Genomic DNA, 17,846 nt, shown 5'->3' on the forward strand with positions numbered 1-17,846 from the left:
GTCACATTTCGCTTTTGTCCGGCTCGTGTGCAAGGTATAAGTTGACCTAACAAACGTTTGTTTAACGGGAAGTCATGGACGGACAAGACCTCATAAACGACGAAACGGCAAGGCCCAGAAACAACAATCGCCGGGCTGGAGTGTTGGATGCGGCTGCTTACCGTTTCCGCCGGCAGGGTTATGCGTCGACGACCATGCGCGACATCGCCGCCGATGCGGGGATGCTGGCAGGGTCGCTTTATTATCACTTCAAATCCAAGTCGGCGCTGCTGCTGGCGGTTCACGAAGAAGGCGTGCGACGAATCGCCGAAGCCGTCGATGGTGCCGTGGCGGCTTGCGATCCGAACGATCCCTGGCAGCAGCTCGAAAACGCACTGGCGGCACATCTGCAAAGTCTTCTGGATGGGGGCGACTATGCGCAGGTGGTGATTCGCGATCTGCCCGCCGATGCGCCGGAATTGCGCACCAAGCTGATCGGGCTGCGTGACGATTACGAAAAGCGCTTCCGCCATCTGGTCGATGCCTTGCCGCTGCAGAACGCCGGGGACGCGGGCTGGATGCGGCTGATGCTGCTGGGTGCTGCGAACTGGTCGAAAACCTGGTACCGGGCGGACGGAGATACGCCGGCGGAAATCGCCGGTCATTTCGTCCGCTTGTTACGCAACGATAAAACCGTGGGAACAAAGCCATGAATACAGTTGAAGCGTCTCAATCCTCCGGCATTCCGTCCGCTGTCGCCGGTCTGGCCCGCCCGCCGAAAGTGATGGTTACCAAGATCGGCCTCGACGGGCATGACCGCGGTTCCAGGCTGGTCGCTTCGTTCCTGCGCGATGCCGGGATGGAGGTGATCTACACCGGCCCCTGGCAGCAGGTCGAAACCGTCGTCAATCAGGCGGCGCAGGAAGATGTGGACTGCGTCGGCGTCAGTTCGCTGGCGACGGACCATCTGCTGGTGCCGAAGCTGATGCGCGCGCTGAAGGACGCCGGGTTGGACGATGTGATCGTCATCGTCGGCGGTATCGTCCCCGATGACGAGGAACAGATGCTGAAGGAAGCGGGGGTTGCGCAGGTATTTCATCCGGGCTGTTCACGCACCGATATCGTTGACGGCATTGCCGCGCTGATCGTCGAACGCCGCAAGAAGTTGGGAGAGTGACAATGAGCGAAGATCGTAAAAACACAGCGCTGGGCCAGGATTTCGAAGCCGCCCGCGACAACTGGCGGGATTCCTACGAGGCGCACCTGCCGAACGAAAAACCGCGCCGCAACCGTTCCGGCATCGAGATCAAGCCGCTGTATACGCCGGAAGACTGGTCGCCGGACGAGTACATGCCCGATCTCGGCTTTCCGGGCGCGACACCATATACGCGCGGCATCTATCCGACCATGCACCGCGGCCGCTCGTGGACGCAGCGCCAGTTGATCGGTCTCGCCACGCCGGAAGACTACAACGCCCGCATGCGCCGTATCGTCGACACCGGTGCCACGGCGCTCAGCATGATCCCGTGCAATTCGGTCTATCGCGGCTACGACATCGATGAAGTGGATATCGAGATTCTCGGCACCTGCGGCACCACGATCAACACCATCGAGGATATGGAAACCTGTCTCGACGGCGTGCCGATCGGCGACATGTCGGTGGCACTGAATGACCCGTCGCCGTTCACGCTGCTGGCGTTCCTGCTGGGGGTCGCCAACCGCCGCGATATTCCGTGGTCCAGGATTTCCGGCACCTCGAACCAGAGCGATTACATCTCGCACTATGTCGCCAACCACATGTTCTTCCGGCTTGCGCTGGGCGGCGCGCGCCGCGTGTTCGTCGATCATGTGCAGTTCGCCAACGAACGTCTGCCGATGTGGAACCCGGTCTCGGTGGTCGGGCAACACATGCAGCAGTCCGGCGCAACGCCCGCCGAAGCCATGGCCTTCACGCTGGCGTCGGCGATCCAGTATGCCGAGGACTGTCAGGCCCGCGGGCTCGACGTCGACACCTTCCTGCCGCGTTTCACATTCTTCTTCGATATCTCGATCAGCTTTTTCGAGGAAATCGCCAAGTTCCGCGCCGGGCGGCGCATCTGGGCGCGTCTCGCCAAGGAGCGGCTGGGCGCGACGGATTCCCGGGCCTGGCGGTTCAAGTTCCACGCCCAGACCTCGGGCGTCGATCTGACCCGCCAGCAGCCCTTGAACAACATCGCCCGGACCACGGCGCAGGCGATTGCCGGTATTCTCGGCGGGCTGCAGTCGATGCACACCGACGCCTATGACGAGGTGCTCTCCACACCGACCGAGGCGGCGGCCAAGATCGCCATCCAGACGCAGAACATCCTGCGCGAGGAAGCGGGCCTGACCGACGTCATCGATCCCTTGGGCGGATCGTACTATGTCGAGGCGCTGACCGATCAGATGGAAGAAAAAATCATGGCCGCATTCGACGAGATCGATGCCGCCGGCGGCATGTTCGCCGCCGTCTCTTCGGGGCTGGTGCAGGACAAGCTGGGCGAGTCATCGCTCGACTTCCAGCGCCGCGTCGAAAGCGGCGAGCAGACGGTTGTCGGCGTCAACGCCTACGCCGATGACGAGCCGGTCCCGGTGACGCCGCTGGAACGCCCGGAACGCGCGGCCATGGAGGCGCAGATCGCCAAGCTGAAGACGTTCAAGGCCGAACGCTCCAACGCCGCCGTCGAAAAAGCGCTGGCGGCGATGGCGCGGGCTTGCGGCGACGAAAGCCTGAATGTCTTCGAGGCGCTGGTGGCTGCTGCCGAAGTCGGCGCAACGCATGGCGAAATGTGCGCCTGCCTGCGCCGTGAGCTGGGCTTCGGTCAGCCGTTGATCGCGGCGTGAGGGACCCGGTAACGAACATGGATACCAGCATGGACACGAACGTGGGCGCACACAGCGAAACGCGCGCCCGCGTCGAGGCGATGCTGGCCCGCGACAACTGCGCCGGGGCGCTCGGCATAGAAGTGGTGAACGCGTCGCCGGGGCTTCTCGATCTCAGGATGACGATCAGTGCCGAGCACCTGAATTTCCTGAAATGGGGCCATGGCGGGGTTCTGTTTACCCTGGCCGATACGGCTTTCGGCATGGCATCGAATACCTACGAGCAGGTGTCGGTGGGTATCGATGCGCACATCTCATATCTGTCGGGGGTGCGCGAGGGCGATGTCATAGAGGCCCGGGCCCGGGAAATCAGCCGCACGCGCAGAAAGGCGGTTTACCGCGTCGACGTGGTCCGGCCATCGGACGATGTCGCCATCGTCGCCTTCACCGGGACGGTTTTCATCACCGAACAGATGGTCGAAGACACGCTCAAATAAATCAGGGGGCTGTTTCCAGCGGCGGCGGCGCCTTGGGCGCGCGCTTGCGTTCGCGATAGATCGTATAAAGACCGCTGGCGACGACAACCGATGCACCGACGACGGTCCAGAAATCCGGCAGGTTGTCGAAGAACAGATAGCCGATCACGGTGGCGAATACCAAAAGCGTATAGTTGAACGGCTGCAGCGTCGAAGCGGGGGCCGCTTCCAGTGCCTTGATCAACAGGAAATGTCCCGACGCCGCCGTGAACGACAGACAGATCAGCCAGAACCAGTCGATCAGCGGCGGGTCGATCCAGTAAAACGGGCCGATGCACGTCAGTACGACGGCACCGATCACGGCCATGTAGACCGTCGACGTTTCGCCGTCGTCGTATTTGGCGACAAGGCGCGTCATGACGTTGTAGCCGGCGAACATCAGTGCCGTCAGCAAAGCCAGAAAGACCGCCGGTTTGATATCGATGATGCCGGGACGGATGATGATCAGCACACCGATGAAGCCCGCGAATACGGCGCTCCAACGGCGGATACCGACGGGCTCGCGGAGGAAAAGCGCGGCGATGCCGGTGACCATCAGCGGAAACGTCGCCAGCAGTGCATGCATCTCGGCCAGCGTCATGTAGCGGATGGCGACGATGAACATGCCGATTTCCGTGACGATCAGCAAAGAACGCGCGATCTGCAGCCACGGCGCGTTGCTTTTCAGGCAATATCGCAGCGGCCGTTTGCGGGCCGAAAACGCCAGTGCGAACAGAGCATAGAAAACGAACCGCACCCACAGGATCTGCGGCACCGAATAGCTGGCGGCCAGCGTCTTGGTGATCGCGTCCTGGGTTGCGAAAATAAACATCGCCGAAACCACAAGTGTGATCCCGAGCGTGGCATTGTCCTGGTGCGGGGCGTTTCTCATCAACGCCGATTAAGGCATAAGCGGGAAAATGGAAAGCCTGCAAGCTGCTTTATTTCGCCATGCCTGCCATGCGCCCACGGGGCGGTCTTATGCGCCGTAACGGTCGCCGAAGACGAACGCCTCGGTTTCGCGGATGCTTTCCTCGAGTGATTCCTTCACCGAATTGAAGAGGTCGCGGACGGACACCACGGCAATGCATTTTTTACCCTCGACGACGGGCAGGTGGCGGTAATTCCGGGTCTGCATCAGTTCGAGTGCGTCCGATGAACTGTCGCCCGGTGCCAGCGTGTCCGGGTTGACGGTCATGATTTCCGATACCTTGGTGGACCCCGGATCCTTGCCTTCGGCGGTCGCGCGGAAAACGATATCGCGTTCGGTGACGATCCCCGTCAGGTCGCCGTCCGCGTCGACGACGATCAGGGCGGCAATTTTCCGGTCGCGCATGATCTTTGCGGCATTAAGCACGGTGTCATCGGGCGTGACACTGGCGACATCGACGGGTTTAACGATATCGGGGACGATTTTCCGCTGCATGGTGACCTCCAAAAAGCGGCCGCAACATTCTTAACCGCACGACTTCCCTGCGACCGCATGAACTAGTCTACGTTACTCCAATAATTTGGTGAAGTGTAAAAGCCACGTTGCGGTCGTAGGTGGAAAAAACCCTTATTTATCAGTCTATTCCTTGGCGCCATCATGATCCCCGCTGGGCGGTGTGACGCGGATGCCGGTAATCTGGTTGCTTTGCCGGCTGACGATATCGAAACGGAAACCATGAAACATGAAACTCTGCCCGACTTCCGGAATACGCCGGCTTTCATGTAAAACAAGCCCGGCAATCGTCGAGGCTTCTGCGTCCGGCAGGTCCCATTCGTATTCACGGTTCAGATCGCGGATCGTCACCGAGCCGTCGATCTGGAAGCTGCCATCGGCTTGTGCGGTGACCCCGGTGACTTCCACATCGTGCTCGTCATCGATATCGCCGACGATTTCCTCGATGATGTCCTCCAGCGTCACGACCCCCATGTTGGAGCCGTATTCATCGATGACCAGCGCGAAATGTTCGCGGCGGTGGCGAAACGCCTGTAACTGATCGAGCAAAAGGGTCTGTTCCGGAATGAACCAGGGCGGCGTGGAAATTGCCATGATGTCGACATCCTTGGCGTTGCCGCCGAGACGCATCATTTCGCGGAGCAGGGCCTTGGCATGCAGAACGGCGACGATGTTTTCAGGATCGTCCTTCCACAGCGGAATCCGCGTGTACGGGCTTTCGAGCACCTGAGAGACAATTTCCTCGGACGGCAATTCAACGTCGATCGCAACCACGTTGCGGCGGTGCGTCATGATCTCCTCGACCTGCACTTCGGTCAGTTCCAGAACCGAGCGCAGCATGTCGCGTTCCTGCTTCACCGACGGCTCGTCGCCGTCATGCAGTTCGATGGCGCCGCGCAGTTCCTCTTCCGCGGCTTCACGGCTTTCCGCTGCATTGGGGCCGGCGCCGACCAGGATCAGCACCTGGCGGACAATGGCGTTGATGCCCAGTGTGATCGGGGCCAGCACGGCGACCACCGGCTTGATGATCGGGGCAACCACCAGCGCCATGCTGTTGGCGTTGCGGATGGCATAGGTCTTCGGCAGGATTTCGGAAAAAATCAGAATCAGGGCGGTCATGACAATGGTTGCGAAGACAACGCCGTTGTCGCCGAACAATTGGATCAGAAGGCTGGTCGCCAGCGCCGAAGCGAGAATGTTGACCAGGTTATTTCCGAGAAGGATCGCACCGATCAGGCGTTCCTTGTCTTCGTGCAAGGCATTGACGATCGACGCGCGCTTGTCGCCGCTCTGCTCCATTTGATGCATCACATGCTTCGATACGGCTGTCAGCGCGGTTTCCGCGCCGGAGAAAAATCCCGACAGGATCAGAAGCACAAATATTGCGAGGCCGATTTCCAACATCGTAAATCCTTACATAAATCGAATAGGTTCCCCGGGCGCACCGCACCCGCTCACCAGTCTCATGCGTTGTATCATGACCTAACGGGCGTCGTTGATAAAAGTATCCAGTACTTCGCCGACGCTAACGGGATCGACGTCGTTTGCGACAAACGAATGACCGATGCCATGGGCCAGGATAAACGTCAGCTTCCCGTCATGGGTTTTCTTGTCGCGCCCCATGTGTTGCAGCAGGACATCCGATGTCCAGTTGCCGCCGGCCAGTCCCTTGATATCGGTCGGCAAGCCGACGCTGTCCAGATGATCCTTCAGCAGATCGCGCTCGGTCTCGTTGATCAGGGCAAGACGGACCGAAAGGTCGAGCGCCATGACCATGCCGATGGCGACGGCCTCGCCGTGTTTCAGCTTGTCTTCGAAGCCGACCTGCGCTTCGAGCGCATGCGCAAAGGTGTGGCCGAGGTTGAGCAAAGCGCGCAACCCGGCTTCGCGTTCGTCCGCGGCAACGATTTCCGCCTTGTTCGTGCACGACCGCAGGATCGCTTCGCGCCGCGCCACGGGATCGCCGTCGAGCACTTTTTGTCCGTTCTCCTGCAGCCAGTCGAAGAACCCGCGGTCATTGATGACGCCGTATTTGACGACTTCGGCATAGCCGCACAGGCGTTCGCGCATCGGCAGGGTATCCAGCGTCAGGGTATCGGCGATGACGGCGCGGGGCTGGTGAAAGGCGCCGATCAGATTCTTGCCGTAACGGGTATCGAGGCCGGTCTTGCCGCCGACGGAACTGTCGACCTGGGCCAGCAGGGACGTCGGCACCTGTACGAAATCGATGCCGCGCAGCACGACGGCGGCGGCAAACCCGGTCAGGTCGCCGACGACACCGCCGCCAAGCGCGATCAGCGTGGTTTTCCGGTCGATGTTGTGTTCAAGCAGATCATCGAGCAGTTGGCCCAGGTGCGTCATGCTTTTTGTGTGCTCTCCCGGCGGCAGCACGATGTCGCGGGTCTTGATGCCGGCTTTATTCAGCGATGTACGAAGCGGCGTCAGCCAGTCGCGGGCAACGTTCTCGTCGGTGACGATGACGGCGCGGGGTGCGCGCAGGATGTCCTTGAGGATATCGCCGGCCCGTGAAATACCGCCGTCACCGATAAAGATGTCGTAACTCCGCTCGCCCATGGGGACATGCAGGGTCTCGATGCCTTCGCTGGCCAGTGTCACAGCCGGGGTCATGGCGTATGTTCCGCTTCGCTGCCGTCGCGCAGCGCCGTGATGATTTTCTCCAAGGTGATTTCCAGACCTTCGTTTGCGGTATCGATGGTGATATCGGCTTCGGCATAGATCGGGTAGCGCTTGTCCGCAAGTTCCTTGAGGGTGGCGAGCGGATCGGCGTTGCTCAGAAGCGGCCGGTTTTTCGAGCGTTTCGTTCGTTGATGCAAGACTTCGGGATCGGCACGCAGCCAGATCGAGGTGGCGTTCGCTTTTATCTCTTCACGGGTTTCCGGGTCCATGAAAGCACCACCGCCGGTCGCGATGATGCACGGCTCGCCGTGCAGCAGCCGCTGGATCACGCGGCGCTCGCAATCGCGAAACGCCGGTTCGCCGTAAACCTCGAAAATGTCACGGACTTCACAGCCCGCAGCCTCCTCGACTTCACTGTCGGAATCGCGAAACGGCAAACGGAACGATTCGGCCATCCGGCGTCCGATGCAGGATTTCCCGGCGCCCATCAGTCCGACAAGCACGAGCGGACGATTGATCTCAGGCAGATCATCGTCGTTCGCGGCTTCGCTTGTTGGCTCTATAGCCATGAAATCATTCACTTTTCCGAACATTAGCGGCTAAATACAGTCGACACCGGCCGGGTCTGCCCGTTGAAAGGTCAGGGGCCTGCCGATAGACTGACGCAGCAATGGCAAAAATTTGCCACAGTCCTAGGCGAGCATCAATTGCAGTGTCGTTTGTTTCAATGTTTTCAAAATTCTTGCCGCGCATGCATAAACGGCGAGTTGGTAGAGCAGGTAACGGTTTTTCATGGGTAAACTGACGGTCTTCATTCTGATTTTGCTGTTACTCGGCGCGGGTGGCGGAGCGGCATTCCTGGCGACGTGGGAGATCCCGGCACCGGTCAGTAACGTCGAAAAGGTATTGCCGAATGACAAGTTCCCGCGTTGATCGCTGGGCTGTTCTGTGTGTGGCCCTGCTTGCAGCACCGCAGGCGCTGGCCGATGAGATCCCCCGGGAAACAGTCCCAGAACTGGTTCAGGAAATATCCCAGGCGCCGGTAACAGGGGCGCCGGTGGATCTGAGTAAGCCGCCCGCCGACACGCCGGTGCCGCTTGGCCAGATGGAAACCCAACCGGAAGTTCAGCCGCAGCCCGAGACCAGCACGCCTCGGCGTCTGGTGCCGTCCCGGCAGGCCGAACCGGCACCGGCGCAGATGCAAAAACCGCAAAACCTTCTCGGTGCATCGGGCAAATCCGGCATCGAAGTCGATGGGCTGGGGAAGATCGACAACGAATCCGCCGGTGTGCTCACCCGCCAGGACGGCGGGTTCGGGGGCGAAATGTGGAAGGGGCTGACACGGACCCAAGCCGTATCGCTCGTCAATGCCATCCCGCTGCGCAGCGGTTCGGCGGCATTGCGTGAAATTACATCCCTGCTGCTGTTGAGCCGGGCCAGGGCGCCGGTTGCCGTCGGTGAGGACGCGCCGAGCCTTCTGGCGGCGCGGGCAAAGGTGCTGATCGATATGGGCGATGTCGATAATGCCGAGCTACTTTTGGCCGCCGCCCCCCGTCAGGGCCGGCCGGCGGGCCTCGATGTGGTCGACGCCAAGGTGCAGATCATCCGCTACAACAACGCCCGGGCCTGTGGTCTTGCGCGTAACAGTCCCGGCGCCGCCAATGACGATTTCTGGCAGCGCCTGCTGGTCTATTGCGATGCGCTGGACGGCAAGGCGGACAGCGTCAATTTCGGCCTGTCGCTGCTCAGGGAAATTGCCGGTGACGATCCGTCGCTGGTTCTGCTGGCGGACTCGGTGATCAGCCAGAAACCGATCATTCTCGAAAGCATCGAGCGGCCGACGCCGGTGCATATCGCGCTCAGCCGTGCCGCCAAGGTCCAACTGCCGGCAAGCGTCGTTGAAACCGACGATCCGCTTGTCCTGCACAGTCTTGCCATGGCGCCGAACCTGATCATCGGCGGCAGGATCGAGGCGGCGGAACGCGCCGTGCCGATGGGCGCCTTGTCTTCAGCGGAACTGCGCCGGTTGTATCAGCAGGTCTCGTTTGTCGAACCCGACCTCGCCAATGCGCTAACCCGTGCCCAGGAAATCGGCGGCGCGGCGGCGCGTGCGCTTTTGTATCAGGCGGCGGCGAAACAGAACATTCCCTCGGCGCGCGCCGAAATCATCCTCAGCGCCCTGACGCTGGCGCGCGAGGAAGGACGCTATCAGGCGGCGGTGGAAGCGTTCCGCCCGCTGATGGACCGTCTGCCGCCGAGCCCGGAAATGGTCTGGTTCGCATTGACGGGCGTGCGGGCTTATCTGGTGCTGGGCGATGCGACCGGGACCGAGCGCTGGCTGGCGCTGCTTCGCGCCAGCGCCACGGTGCGCGAGGAATCTTCGCGGGCCCTGGCGCGGGTCCGGCCACTGGCGCGTCTTTTGGGTGTCGGCGACAAGTCGATACCGCTGGATAGCGTGATTTCCGCGTGGCGCAGCACGTTGGACGATACGCCGGAAGTCTCGTCTTACCGCGCGCTGGTCAACGGCATGTTCATGGCGCTCGGCGAGGACTTGCCGTCGACGTCATGGGACGGGATCGAGGCCGGTGTTGCGAAAAACCAGCTGATGCCGTCACCCGTGGTTTGGTTCATGTTCCGTGACAGTCTGCGGGCCTTGAAACCGAGCGCGGACAGGATGGACGCACCTGGGCTTGCCGGTGCCGCCGCCATGGCCAACCGGGGCAAGGCAAAGGTGGCCGATGTACCGCCGGGTGCGGCGAAGGCGGCGATCTATGCGCTGCAGTCCATGGGCAACGGCGTTCCCGGCGATCAGGGCATTGCCGTGGTTTATGAAGTCGTAGCGGCATTTCGTGCGCTCGGGTTCGAACGGACGGCCCGCAAGCTCGCGGTGGAAACGCTTCTGGCGGCCGGTCTCTGATCGTCCCTGAAAGGCGCGGCATGGCCGAACTCAGATTTCAGTGGATCGAGAACTTCCTCAACATGATGCGCTCGACGCGCAATGCGTCCGTGAACACGCTTTCGGCTTACCGGGGTGATTTGAGTGAGTTCGCGCATTTTGTCGGGCGGCGCCAGACAACGCCCGAGCGCGCCAGCGCCGATCACGTCCGGGCCTATCTGCGCGCCATCAATGAAAAGGGTCTGGCGGCATCGACGGCGGCGCGGCGGTTATCGGCGCTGAAACGGTTTTTCCGCTTCGTCATCGAAATGGGCTTTCGCGAGGACGATCCGACTTCGAGCCTGGACGGGCCGAAGCTCGGCCAGCGGTTGCCGAAATACCTGAGCGAGGCGGAAGTCGACGCGCTTCTGGAAGCCGCCCGGCGGCGCCCGGGCGCGGACGGGCTCAGGCTGCTGGCGCTGATGGAAGTGCTTTATGCGACCGGGCTTCGGGTCAGTGAGTTGGTGGGGCTGCCGGTATCCGCGTTTCTCAGGGAAAGCCCGGTGCTGATCGTCAGCGGCAAGGGCGGCAAGGAACGCATGGTGCCGCTGGGCGAGCCGGCGCAGGACGCGGTGCGCGATTATCTGGCCGTGCGCGACAGCTTCATGCCGAAAGGCCGGCTCAGGACGCGGGCCGAACGCTATCTTTTCGTCTCGCGCGGCAAGGAGGGTCACCTGACGCGGGCCCGCTTCGGCCAGCAGGTCAAGGAACTGGCGACGGAAGCCGGGCTCGACCGCAGGCGCGTCTCGCCGCACGTCTTGCGCCATTCGTTCGCCAGTCATTTGCTGGCCAACGGCGCGGATTTGCGGGCGCTTCAGCAGATGCTGGGGCACGCCGACATCTCGACGACGCAGATCTATACCCATGTTATGGAGGAGCGCCTGCGCCAACTGGTCGAAACCAGCCACCCGATGGCCGGATTGTGACAATATGACGCCGCTCAGCTAATACCGTCCGGCGCGTTGACAGGGGCCGGTCTGGACTCTATCTCTTTGGCAACCGTTTGAGGGCCGCTGCTCGTGCGGCCCACCTTATCAGCGCTCGGCGCACCCGGAGCCTATTTATGCTGCAAAATCTTGCCAAACGCCTGTTCGGCTCGGCCAATGACAGGTACGTCAAAACACTGCAAGGCACGGTCGATGCCGTCAATGCCGAAGAGCCCACCCTTGAAGCCCTTTCCGACGATGAGCTGAAGGCCCGCACCGATTGGTTACGCGGGCGTCTGGCAGATGGTGAAAGCCTCGACGATCTGCTGGTCGATGCCTTTGCAACGGTCCGCGAAGCGGCGAAAAGAAGCCTCGGCCAGCGCCATTTCGATGTGCAGCTGCTGGGCGGCATGGTCCTGCACAAGGGCATGATCTCGGAAATGAAGACGGGGGAAGGTAAAACCCTTGTCGCCACGCTTGCCGTGTATCTGAACGCGCTTTCCGGCGAGGGCGTGCATGTCGTCACGGTGAACGATTATCTGGCCGAGCGCGATGCCGGCTGGATGGGGCAGGTCTATACCTTCCTGGGCCTCAGCGTCGGCGTCATCAAGCACGGCATGAACGATGACGAGCGCCGCGCGGCTTATGCCTGCGACGTGACCTATGCGACCAACAACGAGCTCGGTTTCGATTATTTGCGCGACAACATGAAATTCACCCTCGACGACATGGTGCAGCGGCCGTTCAATTTCGCCATCGTCGATGAAGTCGACAGCATCCTGATCGACGAGGCGCGGACGCCGCTGATCATTTCCGGCCCGACGGAAGACCTCGGCGATCTGTACGCCACGGTCGACAAGCTGATCCCGAATCTTTCCGAAGACGATTTCGAAAAAGACGAGAAGGCCCGCTCGGCGACCTTTACCGAAAGCGGCATCGAAAATATGGAGACCCTGATGCGCGACGCCGGGCTTCTCGAGGAAGGCTCGCTGTTCGATATCCAGAACGTCAATCTGGTGCATCACGCCAACCAGGCGCTGCGCGCGCATGTTTTGTTCGAGCGCGATGTGGATTACATCGTCAAGGACAACCACGTCGTCATCATCGATGAATTCACGGGCCGCATGCAGGAAGGCCGGCGTTATTCCGAAGGGCTGCACCAGGCGCTCGAAGCCAAGGAAAACGTCACCATCCAGAACGAAAACCAGACCCTGGCCTCGATTACGTTCCAGAACTATTTCCGCGCCTATCCGAAGCTGGCCGGCATGACCGGTACGGCGATGACGGAAGCCGGCGAATTCGCCGAGATCTACAAGCTCGAGGTCGTTGAAATTCCGACCAACGTGACGGTCGCCCGCGTCGATCACGATGACGAGGTGTATCGCACCGTTGACGAGAAATACGCCGCCATCGTCGAGCAGATCAAGGATTGCCATGAACGCAAGCAGCCGGTGCTGGTGGGGACGGTTTCCATCGAAAAGTCGGAACAGCTCGCCGCTGCGCTGAAGAGCGCGAAAATTCCGCACCACGTGCTCAATGCCCGCTACCATGAACAGGAAGCGTTTATCATCGCCCAGGCCGGCCGGCCCGGCGGCGTGACGATCGCCACCAACATGGCGGGCCGCGGCACCGACATTCAGTTGGGCGGCAACCTGGAAATGCGCCTGGCGCAGGACATCGACGCCGAACCCGGCTCCGACAAATACGAAGCCGCGGCAACCAAGATCAAAGAAGAAATCCAGCGCGACCGCGACATCGTTCTGCAAGCCGGCGGGCTGTTCGTGCTCGGCACCGAACGCCATGAAAGCCGCCGCATCGATAACCAGTTGCGCGGCCGTTCCGGCCGTCAGGGCGACCCGGGGACGTCGAAGTTCTATCTGTCCCTGCAGGACGACCTGATGCGCATCTTCGGTTCCGAGCGGATCGACAGCATGCTGCAGAAACTCGGCCTCGAGCAGGGCGAGGCGATTGTCCACCCGTGGGTCAACAAGGCGCTCGAAAAGGCACAGTCGAAGGTCGAGGCCCGGAACTTCGAAATCCGCAAGAACCTGCTCAAATTCGATGACGTGATGAATGACCAGCGCAAGGTGATCTATGAACAGCGCCGCGAATTGATGGCTGCCGAACAGGTTGCCGACGACATCGTCGACATGCGCCAGCAGGTCGTCGCCGACATGGTTTCCGCGGCAATTCCCGAAAAAGCCTATACCGATCAGTGGAACGTCGATTTTCTGCACGAGGAAGTGCTGCGTGTCTTCGGCGTCAACCTGCCGGTCAAGGAATGGGCCAAGGAAGAAGGCATCGCCGATCAGGAAATCCGCGAACGCCTGACCGACATCACCGACCGGATGATGGCCGAAAAGGCCGCCAATATCGGCCCCGACGTCATGCGCATGGTGGAAAAGAGCCTTTTGCTGCAATTGCTGGATCAGAGCTGGAAAGAGCACCTGCTGACCCTCGACCATTTGCGTCAGGGGATCGGCCTCAGGGCTTATGCGCAGCGCGATCCGCTCAACGAATATAAGCGCGAAGCGTTCGACCTGTTCGAGGAAATGCTCGAAGGTCTGCGCGACCGCGTGACGACCGTGCTCGCCCAGGTGCAGTTCCAGACGGCCCCGGACGAAGATGACTTCCAGCGTCCGGATCAGGAAATGCACGAAACCCGTACCGATCCCGCCTTGCAGGCAGGCGAGGGCGGCGAGGCCGGTGAGCAGGCAGGTGAGGGGGATTCCGCTACCCCGCTCAACAGCCGTCAGGCCGCCAGCGAAGTCAATCCGGACGACCCGGACACCTGGGGCCGGGTGCCGCGCAACGCGCCGTGCCCGTGCGGATCGGGCAAGAAGTACAAGCACTGCCACGGCAAGGTGACCTGAGCGCCTGACGCTTCCGTCCCGTCCCGGACAATACCCCCGCGTCGTCGCCCTGAACTTGATTCAGGGCCCATGAAAACCGACACGTGTGTCGTGAGAGAGCATGGATCCTGAAACAAGTTCAGGATGACGGTTGGTGTGGAGCTTAAAGCCCCGTCGAGCCCATATCGATGAATTTCTTGCGCCGCCGGGTACGCAGTTCGGTACCGGAAACCTTGGTCAGCTCATCGAAATGCTTTTCAATGGCGTCCGCGGTGCGGGTCATCATGGCCAGCGGGTCGCGGTGTGCACCGCCGAGCGGTTCCGAGATCACCTGATCGATGACGCCCAGCTTCAGCAGATCCTGCGACGTCAGTTTGAGCGCCTCGGCGGCGTCCGCGGCCTTGTCGGAATCGCGCCACAGGATCGAGGCGCAGCCTTCCGGTGAAATCACCGAATAAATCGCATGTTCCAGCATCAAAACCTTGTCGGCGACGGCCAGTGCGATGGCGCCGCCGGAGCCGCCCTCGCCGATGATCACGCTGACGAACGGCGCGCGGACGGAAATGCAGGTTTCGATGGATCTGGCAATGGCTTCCGCCTGACCGCGGGCTTCGGCGTCAACGCCGGGATAGGCGCCGGGCGTGTCGACAAGGGTAATCAGCGGCAGATGGAAGCGGTCGGCGAGCTGCATCAGGCGCTGCGCCTTGCGATAGCCCTCGGGCCGGGCCATGCCGAAATTATGGCGGATACGGGATTCCGTGCTGTCACCCTTTTCGTTGCCGATGACGACCACGGAACGGCCCCTGAAACGGCCGATACCGCCGACGATGGCGTTGTCTTCGGCAAACGCGCGGTCGCCGGCAAGCGGCGTGAAGTCGTCGATCAGGGCGTCGATATAGGCCAGTGCGTGCGGGCGTTTCTGGTGGCGCGCGACCTGCGCTTTCTGCCACGGGGTGAGCTTGTTGTAGGTCTGCGTCAGCAGGCGCTGCACCTTGTCCTGCAGGCGGCTGACCTCGTCGGCAATATTTACCTCGCCCTCGCTCGACAGGTGGCGAAGCTCCTCGATCTTGCTTTCAAGATCGGCGATTGGTTTTTCGAAATCCAGATAAGCCTGCATGCCTACGTGAATACCATCTACAAACGCGCTTGGCGAGACACCCTAGCGAATTTTCATATTATAAGGATCGGCGGAAATTACTTGCCGGCCAGTTTCGCGGCCATATCGACCAGGACCTTGGCCTGCTTGATCGAGGCATAGTCGATCAGCTTGCCGTCCAGCGCCACCGCGCCGCGGCCTTCCTTCTCGGCAATAGCCATGGCTTCGAGAATCCGTTCGGCCTGCTGGACGTCCTCGGCCGACGGGCTGAAAACCGTATTCGCCAGCTCGATCTGCGACGGGTGGATCGCCCATTTGCCCTCGCAGCCGAGCACGGCGGCGCGTTTGGCCTGTGCGATATAGCCGTCCGGGTCCTTGAAATCGCCGAACGGACCGTCAATCGGGCGCAGACCGTTGGCGCGCGCGGCGACGACCATTTGCGTGATCGGATAATGCCACATGTCGCCCCAGTAAATCTCGCGCTCGCCGTTTTCCAGCGGATCGCTCAGCACATAGTAATCCTTGTTCGGGCCGCCGATGGCGGTGGTACGGGCCTTGGTCGAGGCGGCATAATCGGCGACGCCGAAGTGCAGGGATTCGTTGCGCGGCGAGGCGGCGGCGATCTCAAACACATTCTGCATGCCGAGCGCGGTTTCGATGATCATCTCGAAGCCGATGCGGTTCTTGAAGCCCTTGGCCGTTTCGATCTGCGTCACCAGCATGTCGATGGCATAGATATCGGCGGCGGTGCCGGCCTTGGGGATCATGATCAGGTCCAGCTTGTCGCCGGCGCCTTCGACCACTTCGATCACGTCGCGGTAGCAATAGTGCGTATCCAGTCCGTTGATGCGGAGCGACACGGTCTTGCCCGACCAGTCCTGATCGTTCAGGGCTTCGATGATGTTCTTGCGCGCCTGCGGCTTGTCATCGGGGGCCACGGCATCCTCGAGATCGAGAAAAACCATATCGGCAGCGCTTTCGCAGGCCTTTTGCAGGAATTTCGTGCTGGAACCCGGAACGGCAAGTTCGGAACGGTTAAGACGCGCCGGCGCCTGATCGACAATCGTGAAACTCATAATCACACCCTCTGGCAAATGTTAGCAGGTGCAACATGCCGGGGTGGCGGCGGCCTTGCAAGCATTAGCAGCCGCCATGTGTATAAAAAAGGCCGGTCCTTCTGACCGGCCAGTGGAGAGTGTACGGTGAGTTACACCACCTCAAGAGAACCTGGTGAATTCGGGCGCATGCAATCGCCTTTTGTTCAGGCGAAAGACTGATTGCCCGAGCGCTGCATCGTCGTCTGGGTTTGTATCTGGTCCTGCATTTGCGTGGAAACGCTGTCGTCCGCATCCTGGGTCTGGATTTTCGCCATAAGATGCTTCTTGCGGTTCAGTTCGCGCTGCACCTGATCTTGATAGATCAGTTTCTTGGCGCGCCTGCGGCGGTTTAGTTCGGCCGTTTCACGCAGGGCGACGTAGATGCAGACACTGACGCCAACAACAAACGCGCATCCGAGGGCGGTTAACTTGATGAATTCGGGATCAGCAAAGAATTCCATGACAGCTCCAAAAAATCCTGATTTGCACATTTCAACAACGATGACTGGAAGCCACTATCGGGGATCAACATTTCAGGGATTTTTCCGCAGGGATTCATTTGTTTTCACTTTGTTACAACGTGTTAAAAAGGGACCACGGCTTCGCCACGCTTGCCCCGCCGGGGCCGGGTGTGGTTTATCGCCGGAAACCGGCCCGCTTGCGGGCCTTGCATGCGCCATTAGCAGGAGAATGTTATGTCTATCCGAACCCTTGCCGCCGGTTTTCTGACGGGCCTGTTTCTTGTCTTGCCGTCATTGCCGGGCCAGGCGGCGGACGATCCCGTCATCGCCACCGTCAACGGTGCCAAAATTCTCCGCTCCGACATTGAAAAAGCGCATGAAAACCTGCCGCAGGAATACAAGGCAGTGCCGATGGCACAGATTTATCCGATGCTGTTGACGAGTCTGATCGATTCCAAGCTTGTCGCCACGGATGCGCTGGCCCGAAAATTGGACGAGGAAGCGGATTTCAAAAAGACCCTGGCGATCGTGCGCGAGCAGATTCTTGAACGTTATGCCGTGCGCAAGGAAATCGAAGCCGCCGTCAGCGATGAAAAACTGCGTGCCAGGTACGAAGCGTCGGTTGCCAAGGGTGCCGAGGAAGTCCGTGCCCGGCATATTCTTCTGAAAACTGCCGACGAGGCGGTTGCCGTGATCAAGACGCTGGACGACGGCGCCGATTTCGCGGAGGTCGCGAAGCAAAAATCGACCGGGCCTTCGGGGCCGCGCGGCGGCGATCTGGGGTTCTTCGGCAAGGGGCAGATGGTGCCTGAATTCGAAGCCGCCGCCTTTGCTCTGGACGCCGGCAGCCATTCGCGCGAGCCGGTGAAAACCCAGTTCGGGTTCCATGTCATCAAGGTCGAGGAAAAACGCGCTGCCGCGCCGCCGAGCTTTGAAGACAGCATCGAGGAACTGCGCGCCAGTGCCGCCCAGGAAGCGGGCTCGGCCTATGTCGAGCGCCTGCGCGCCAAGGCCAAGATCGAACGTTTCGCCATTGACGGCAGCAAACCCTGATTTCGGAGCA

Annotated in this window: 17 protein-coding genes; 9 read left to right on the top strand and 8 right to left on the bottom strand. The window is 60.9% G+C overall.

The window, feature by feature from the left end; all coding sequences use genetic code 11:
• Nucleotides 1-74: 74 nt before the first annotated feature.
• Genes L2D14_08530 through L2D14_08545 form a run of 4 tightly spaced genes read left to right on the top strand, consistent with a single transcriptional unit; the run spans nucleotide 75 to nucleotide 3,317 of the window.
• Complete coding sequence (locus L2D14_08530; protein WNK01467.1) at nucleotides 75-692, top strand: TetR/AcrR family transcriptional regulator; 618 nt, start codon at nucleotides 75-77, stop codon at nucleotides 690-692.
• Nucleotides 689-1,156 carry a cobalamin-dependent protein gene (locus L2D14_08535; protein WNK01468.1) on the top strand — a complete coding sequence of 156 codons (468 nt, stop codon included), beginning with the start codon at nucleotides 689-691 and terminating at the stop codon, nucleotides 1,154-1,156. Before L2D14_08530 ends, L2D14_08535 begins: the two co-directional genes overlap by 4 nt.
• Before the next feature lie 2 nt (nucleotides 1,157-1,158).
• Entirely contained in the window at nucleotides 1,159-2,841 is a 1,683-nt protein-coding gene (locus tag L2D14_08540; protein WNK01469.1) for an acyl-CoA mutase large subunit family protein, read from the top strand.
• 29 nt (nucleotides 2,842-2,870) lie between these two features.
• Entirely contained in the window at nucleotides 2,871-3,317 is a 447-nt protein-coding gene (locus L2D14_08545; protein WNK01470.1) for a hotdog fold thioesterase, read from the top strand.
• 1 nt (nucleotide 3,318) lies between these two features.
• Here the strand turns inward: L2D14_08545 and L2D14_08550 are convergent, their stop codons facing one another.
• The 5 genes from L2D14_08550 to L2D14_08570 all read right to left on the bottom strand — a co-directional run bounded on the left by L2D14_08550 (nucleotide 3,319) and on the right by L2D14_08570 (nucleotide 7,985).
• Nucleotides 3,319-4,227: a DMT family transporter gene (locus tag L2D14_08550; GenBank protein WNK01471.1), complete on the bottom strand. Its 909-nt coding sequence runs from the start codon at nucleotides 4,225-4,227 to the stop codon at nucleotides 3,319-3,321.
• A gap of 87 nt (nucleotides 4,228-4,314) precedes the next feature.
• Nucleotides 4,315-4,761: a CBS domain-containing protein gene (locus L2D14_08555; protein ID WNK01472.1), complete on the bottom strand. Its 447-nt coding sequence runs from the start codon at nucleotides 4,759-4,761 to the stop codon at nucleotides 4,315-4,317.
• Between the two features lie 144 nt (nucleotides 4,762-4,905).
• Nucleotides 4,906-6,183 carry an HlyC/CorC family transporter gene (locus L2D14_08560; protein ID WNK01473.1) on the bottom strand — a complete coding sequence of 426 codons (1,278 nt, stop codon included), beginning with the start codon at nucleotides 6,181-6,183 and terminating at the stop codon, nucleotides 4,906-4,908.
• A 78-nt stretch (nucleotides 6,184-6,261) separates the two neighbouring features.
• Complete coding sequence (aroB, locus tag L2D14_08565; protein ID WNK01474.1) at nucleotides 6,262-7,407, bottom strand: 3-dehydroquinate synthase; 1,146 nt, start codon at nucleotides 7,405-7,407, stop codon at nucleotides 6,262-6,264.
• Entirely contained in the window at nucleotides 7,404-7,985 is a 582-nt protein-coding gene (locus L2D14_08570; GenBank protein ID WNK01475.1) for a shikimate kinase, read from the bottom strand. The genes aroB and L2D14_08570 overlap by 4 nt, the downstream gene beginning before the upstream one ends.
• 223 nt (nucleotides 7,986-8,208) lie before the next feature.
• Between L2D14_08570 and L2D14_08575 the strand changes: the two genes are divergently transcribed.
• From L2D14_08575 to secA, 4 genes are all read left to right on the top strand, one after another.
• Nucleotides 8,209-8,349, top strand: coding sequence for a hypothetical protein (locus L2D14_08575; protein WNK01476.1), 141 nt, complete (start codon nucleotides 8,209-8,211; stop codon nucleotides 8,347-8,349).
• The gene (locus tag L2D14_08580) at nucleotides 8,330-10,333 is read left to right on the top strand and encodes a hypothetical protein (protein ID WNK01477.1); all 2,004 of its coding nucleotides are present in this window, start codon (nucleotides 8,330-8,332) and stop codon (nucleotides 10,331-10,333) included. Before L2D14_08575 ends, L2D14_08580 begins: the two co-directional genes overlap by 20 nt.
• A 20-nt stretch (nucleotides 10,334-10,353) precedes the next feature.
• Nucleotides 10,354-11,277, top strand: a complete 924-nt coding sequence (gene xerD / locus L2D14_08585) for a site-specific tyrosine recombinase XerD (protein WNK01478.1) — start codon at nucleotides 10,354-10,356, stop codon at nucleotides 11,275-11,277.
• Nucleotides 11,278-11,414: 137 nt separating this feature from the next.
• Nucleotides 11,415-14,150 (top strand): preprotein translocase subunit SecA, encoded by a 2,736-nt coding sequence (gene secA / locus L2D14_08590; protein WNK01479.1) that lies wholly within the window; start codon nucleotides 11,415-11,417, stop codon nucleotides 14,148-14,150.
• 142 nt (nucleotides 14,151-14,292) lie between these two features.
• Here secA and L2D14_08595 read toward each other — a convergent pair whose 3' ends face one another.
• The 3 genes from L2D14_08595 to L2D14_08605 form a co-directional block, all read right to left on the bottom strand.
• Nucleotides 14,293-15,246 (bottom strand): acetyl-CoA carboxylase carboxyltransferase subunit alpha, encoded by a 954-nt coding sequence (locus tag L2D14_08595; GenBank protein WNK01480.1) that lies wholly within the window; start codon nucleotides 15,244-15,246, stop codon nucleotides 14,293-14,295.
• Between the two features lie 77 nt (nucleotides 15,247-15,323).
• Nucleotides 15,324-16,301: a CoA ester lyase gene (locus L2D14_08600; protein WNK01481.1), complete on the bottom strand. Its 978-nt coding sequence runs from the start codon at nucleotides 16,299-16,301 to the stop codon at nucleotides 15,324-15,326.
• Between the two features lie 185 nt (nucleotides 16,302-16,486).
• Nucleotides 16,487-16,783, bottom strand: coding sequence for a hypothetical protein (locus L2D14_08605; GenBank protein ID WNK01482.1), 297 nt, complete (start codon nucleotides 16,781-16,783; stop codon nucleotides 16,487-16,489).
• A 234-nt stretch (nucleotides 16,784-17,017) separates the two neighbouring features.
• Between L2D14_08605 and L2D14_08610 the strand changes: the two genes are divergently transcribed.
• A complete protein-coding gene (locus L2D14_08610; GenBank protein WNK01483.1) occupies nucleotides 17,018-17,836 on the top strand; it encodes a peptidylprolyl isomerase in 819 nt (272 codons plus the stop codon).
• Nucleotides 17,837-17,846: the final 10 nt, after the last annotated feature.

The sequence above is a fragment of the Thalassospiraceae bacterium LMO-JJ14 genome, from assembly GCA_021555105.2.
Classification (GTDB): domain Bacteria; phylum Pseudomonadota; class Alphaproteobacteria; order Rhodospirillales; family Casp-alpha2; genus UBA4479.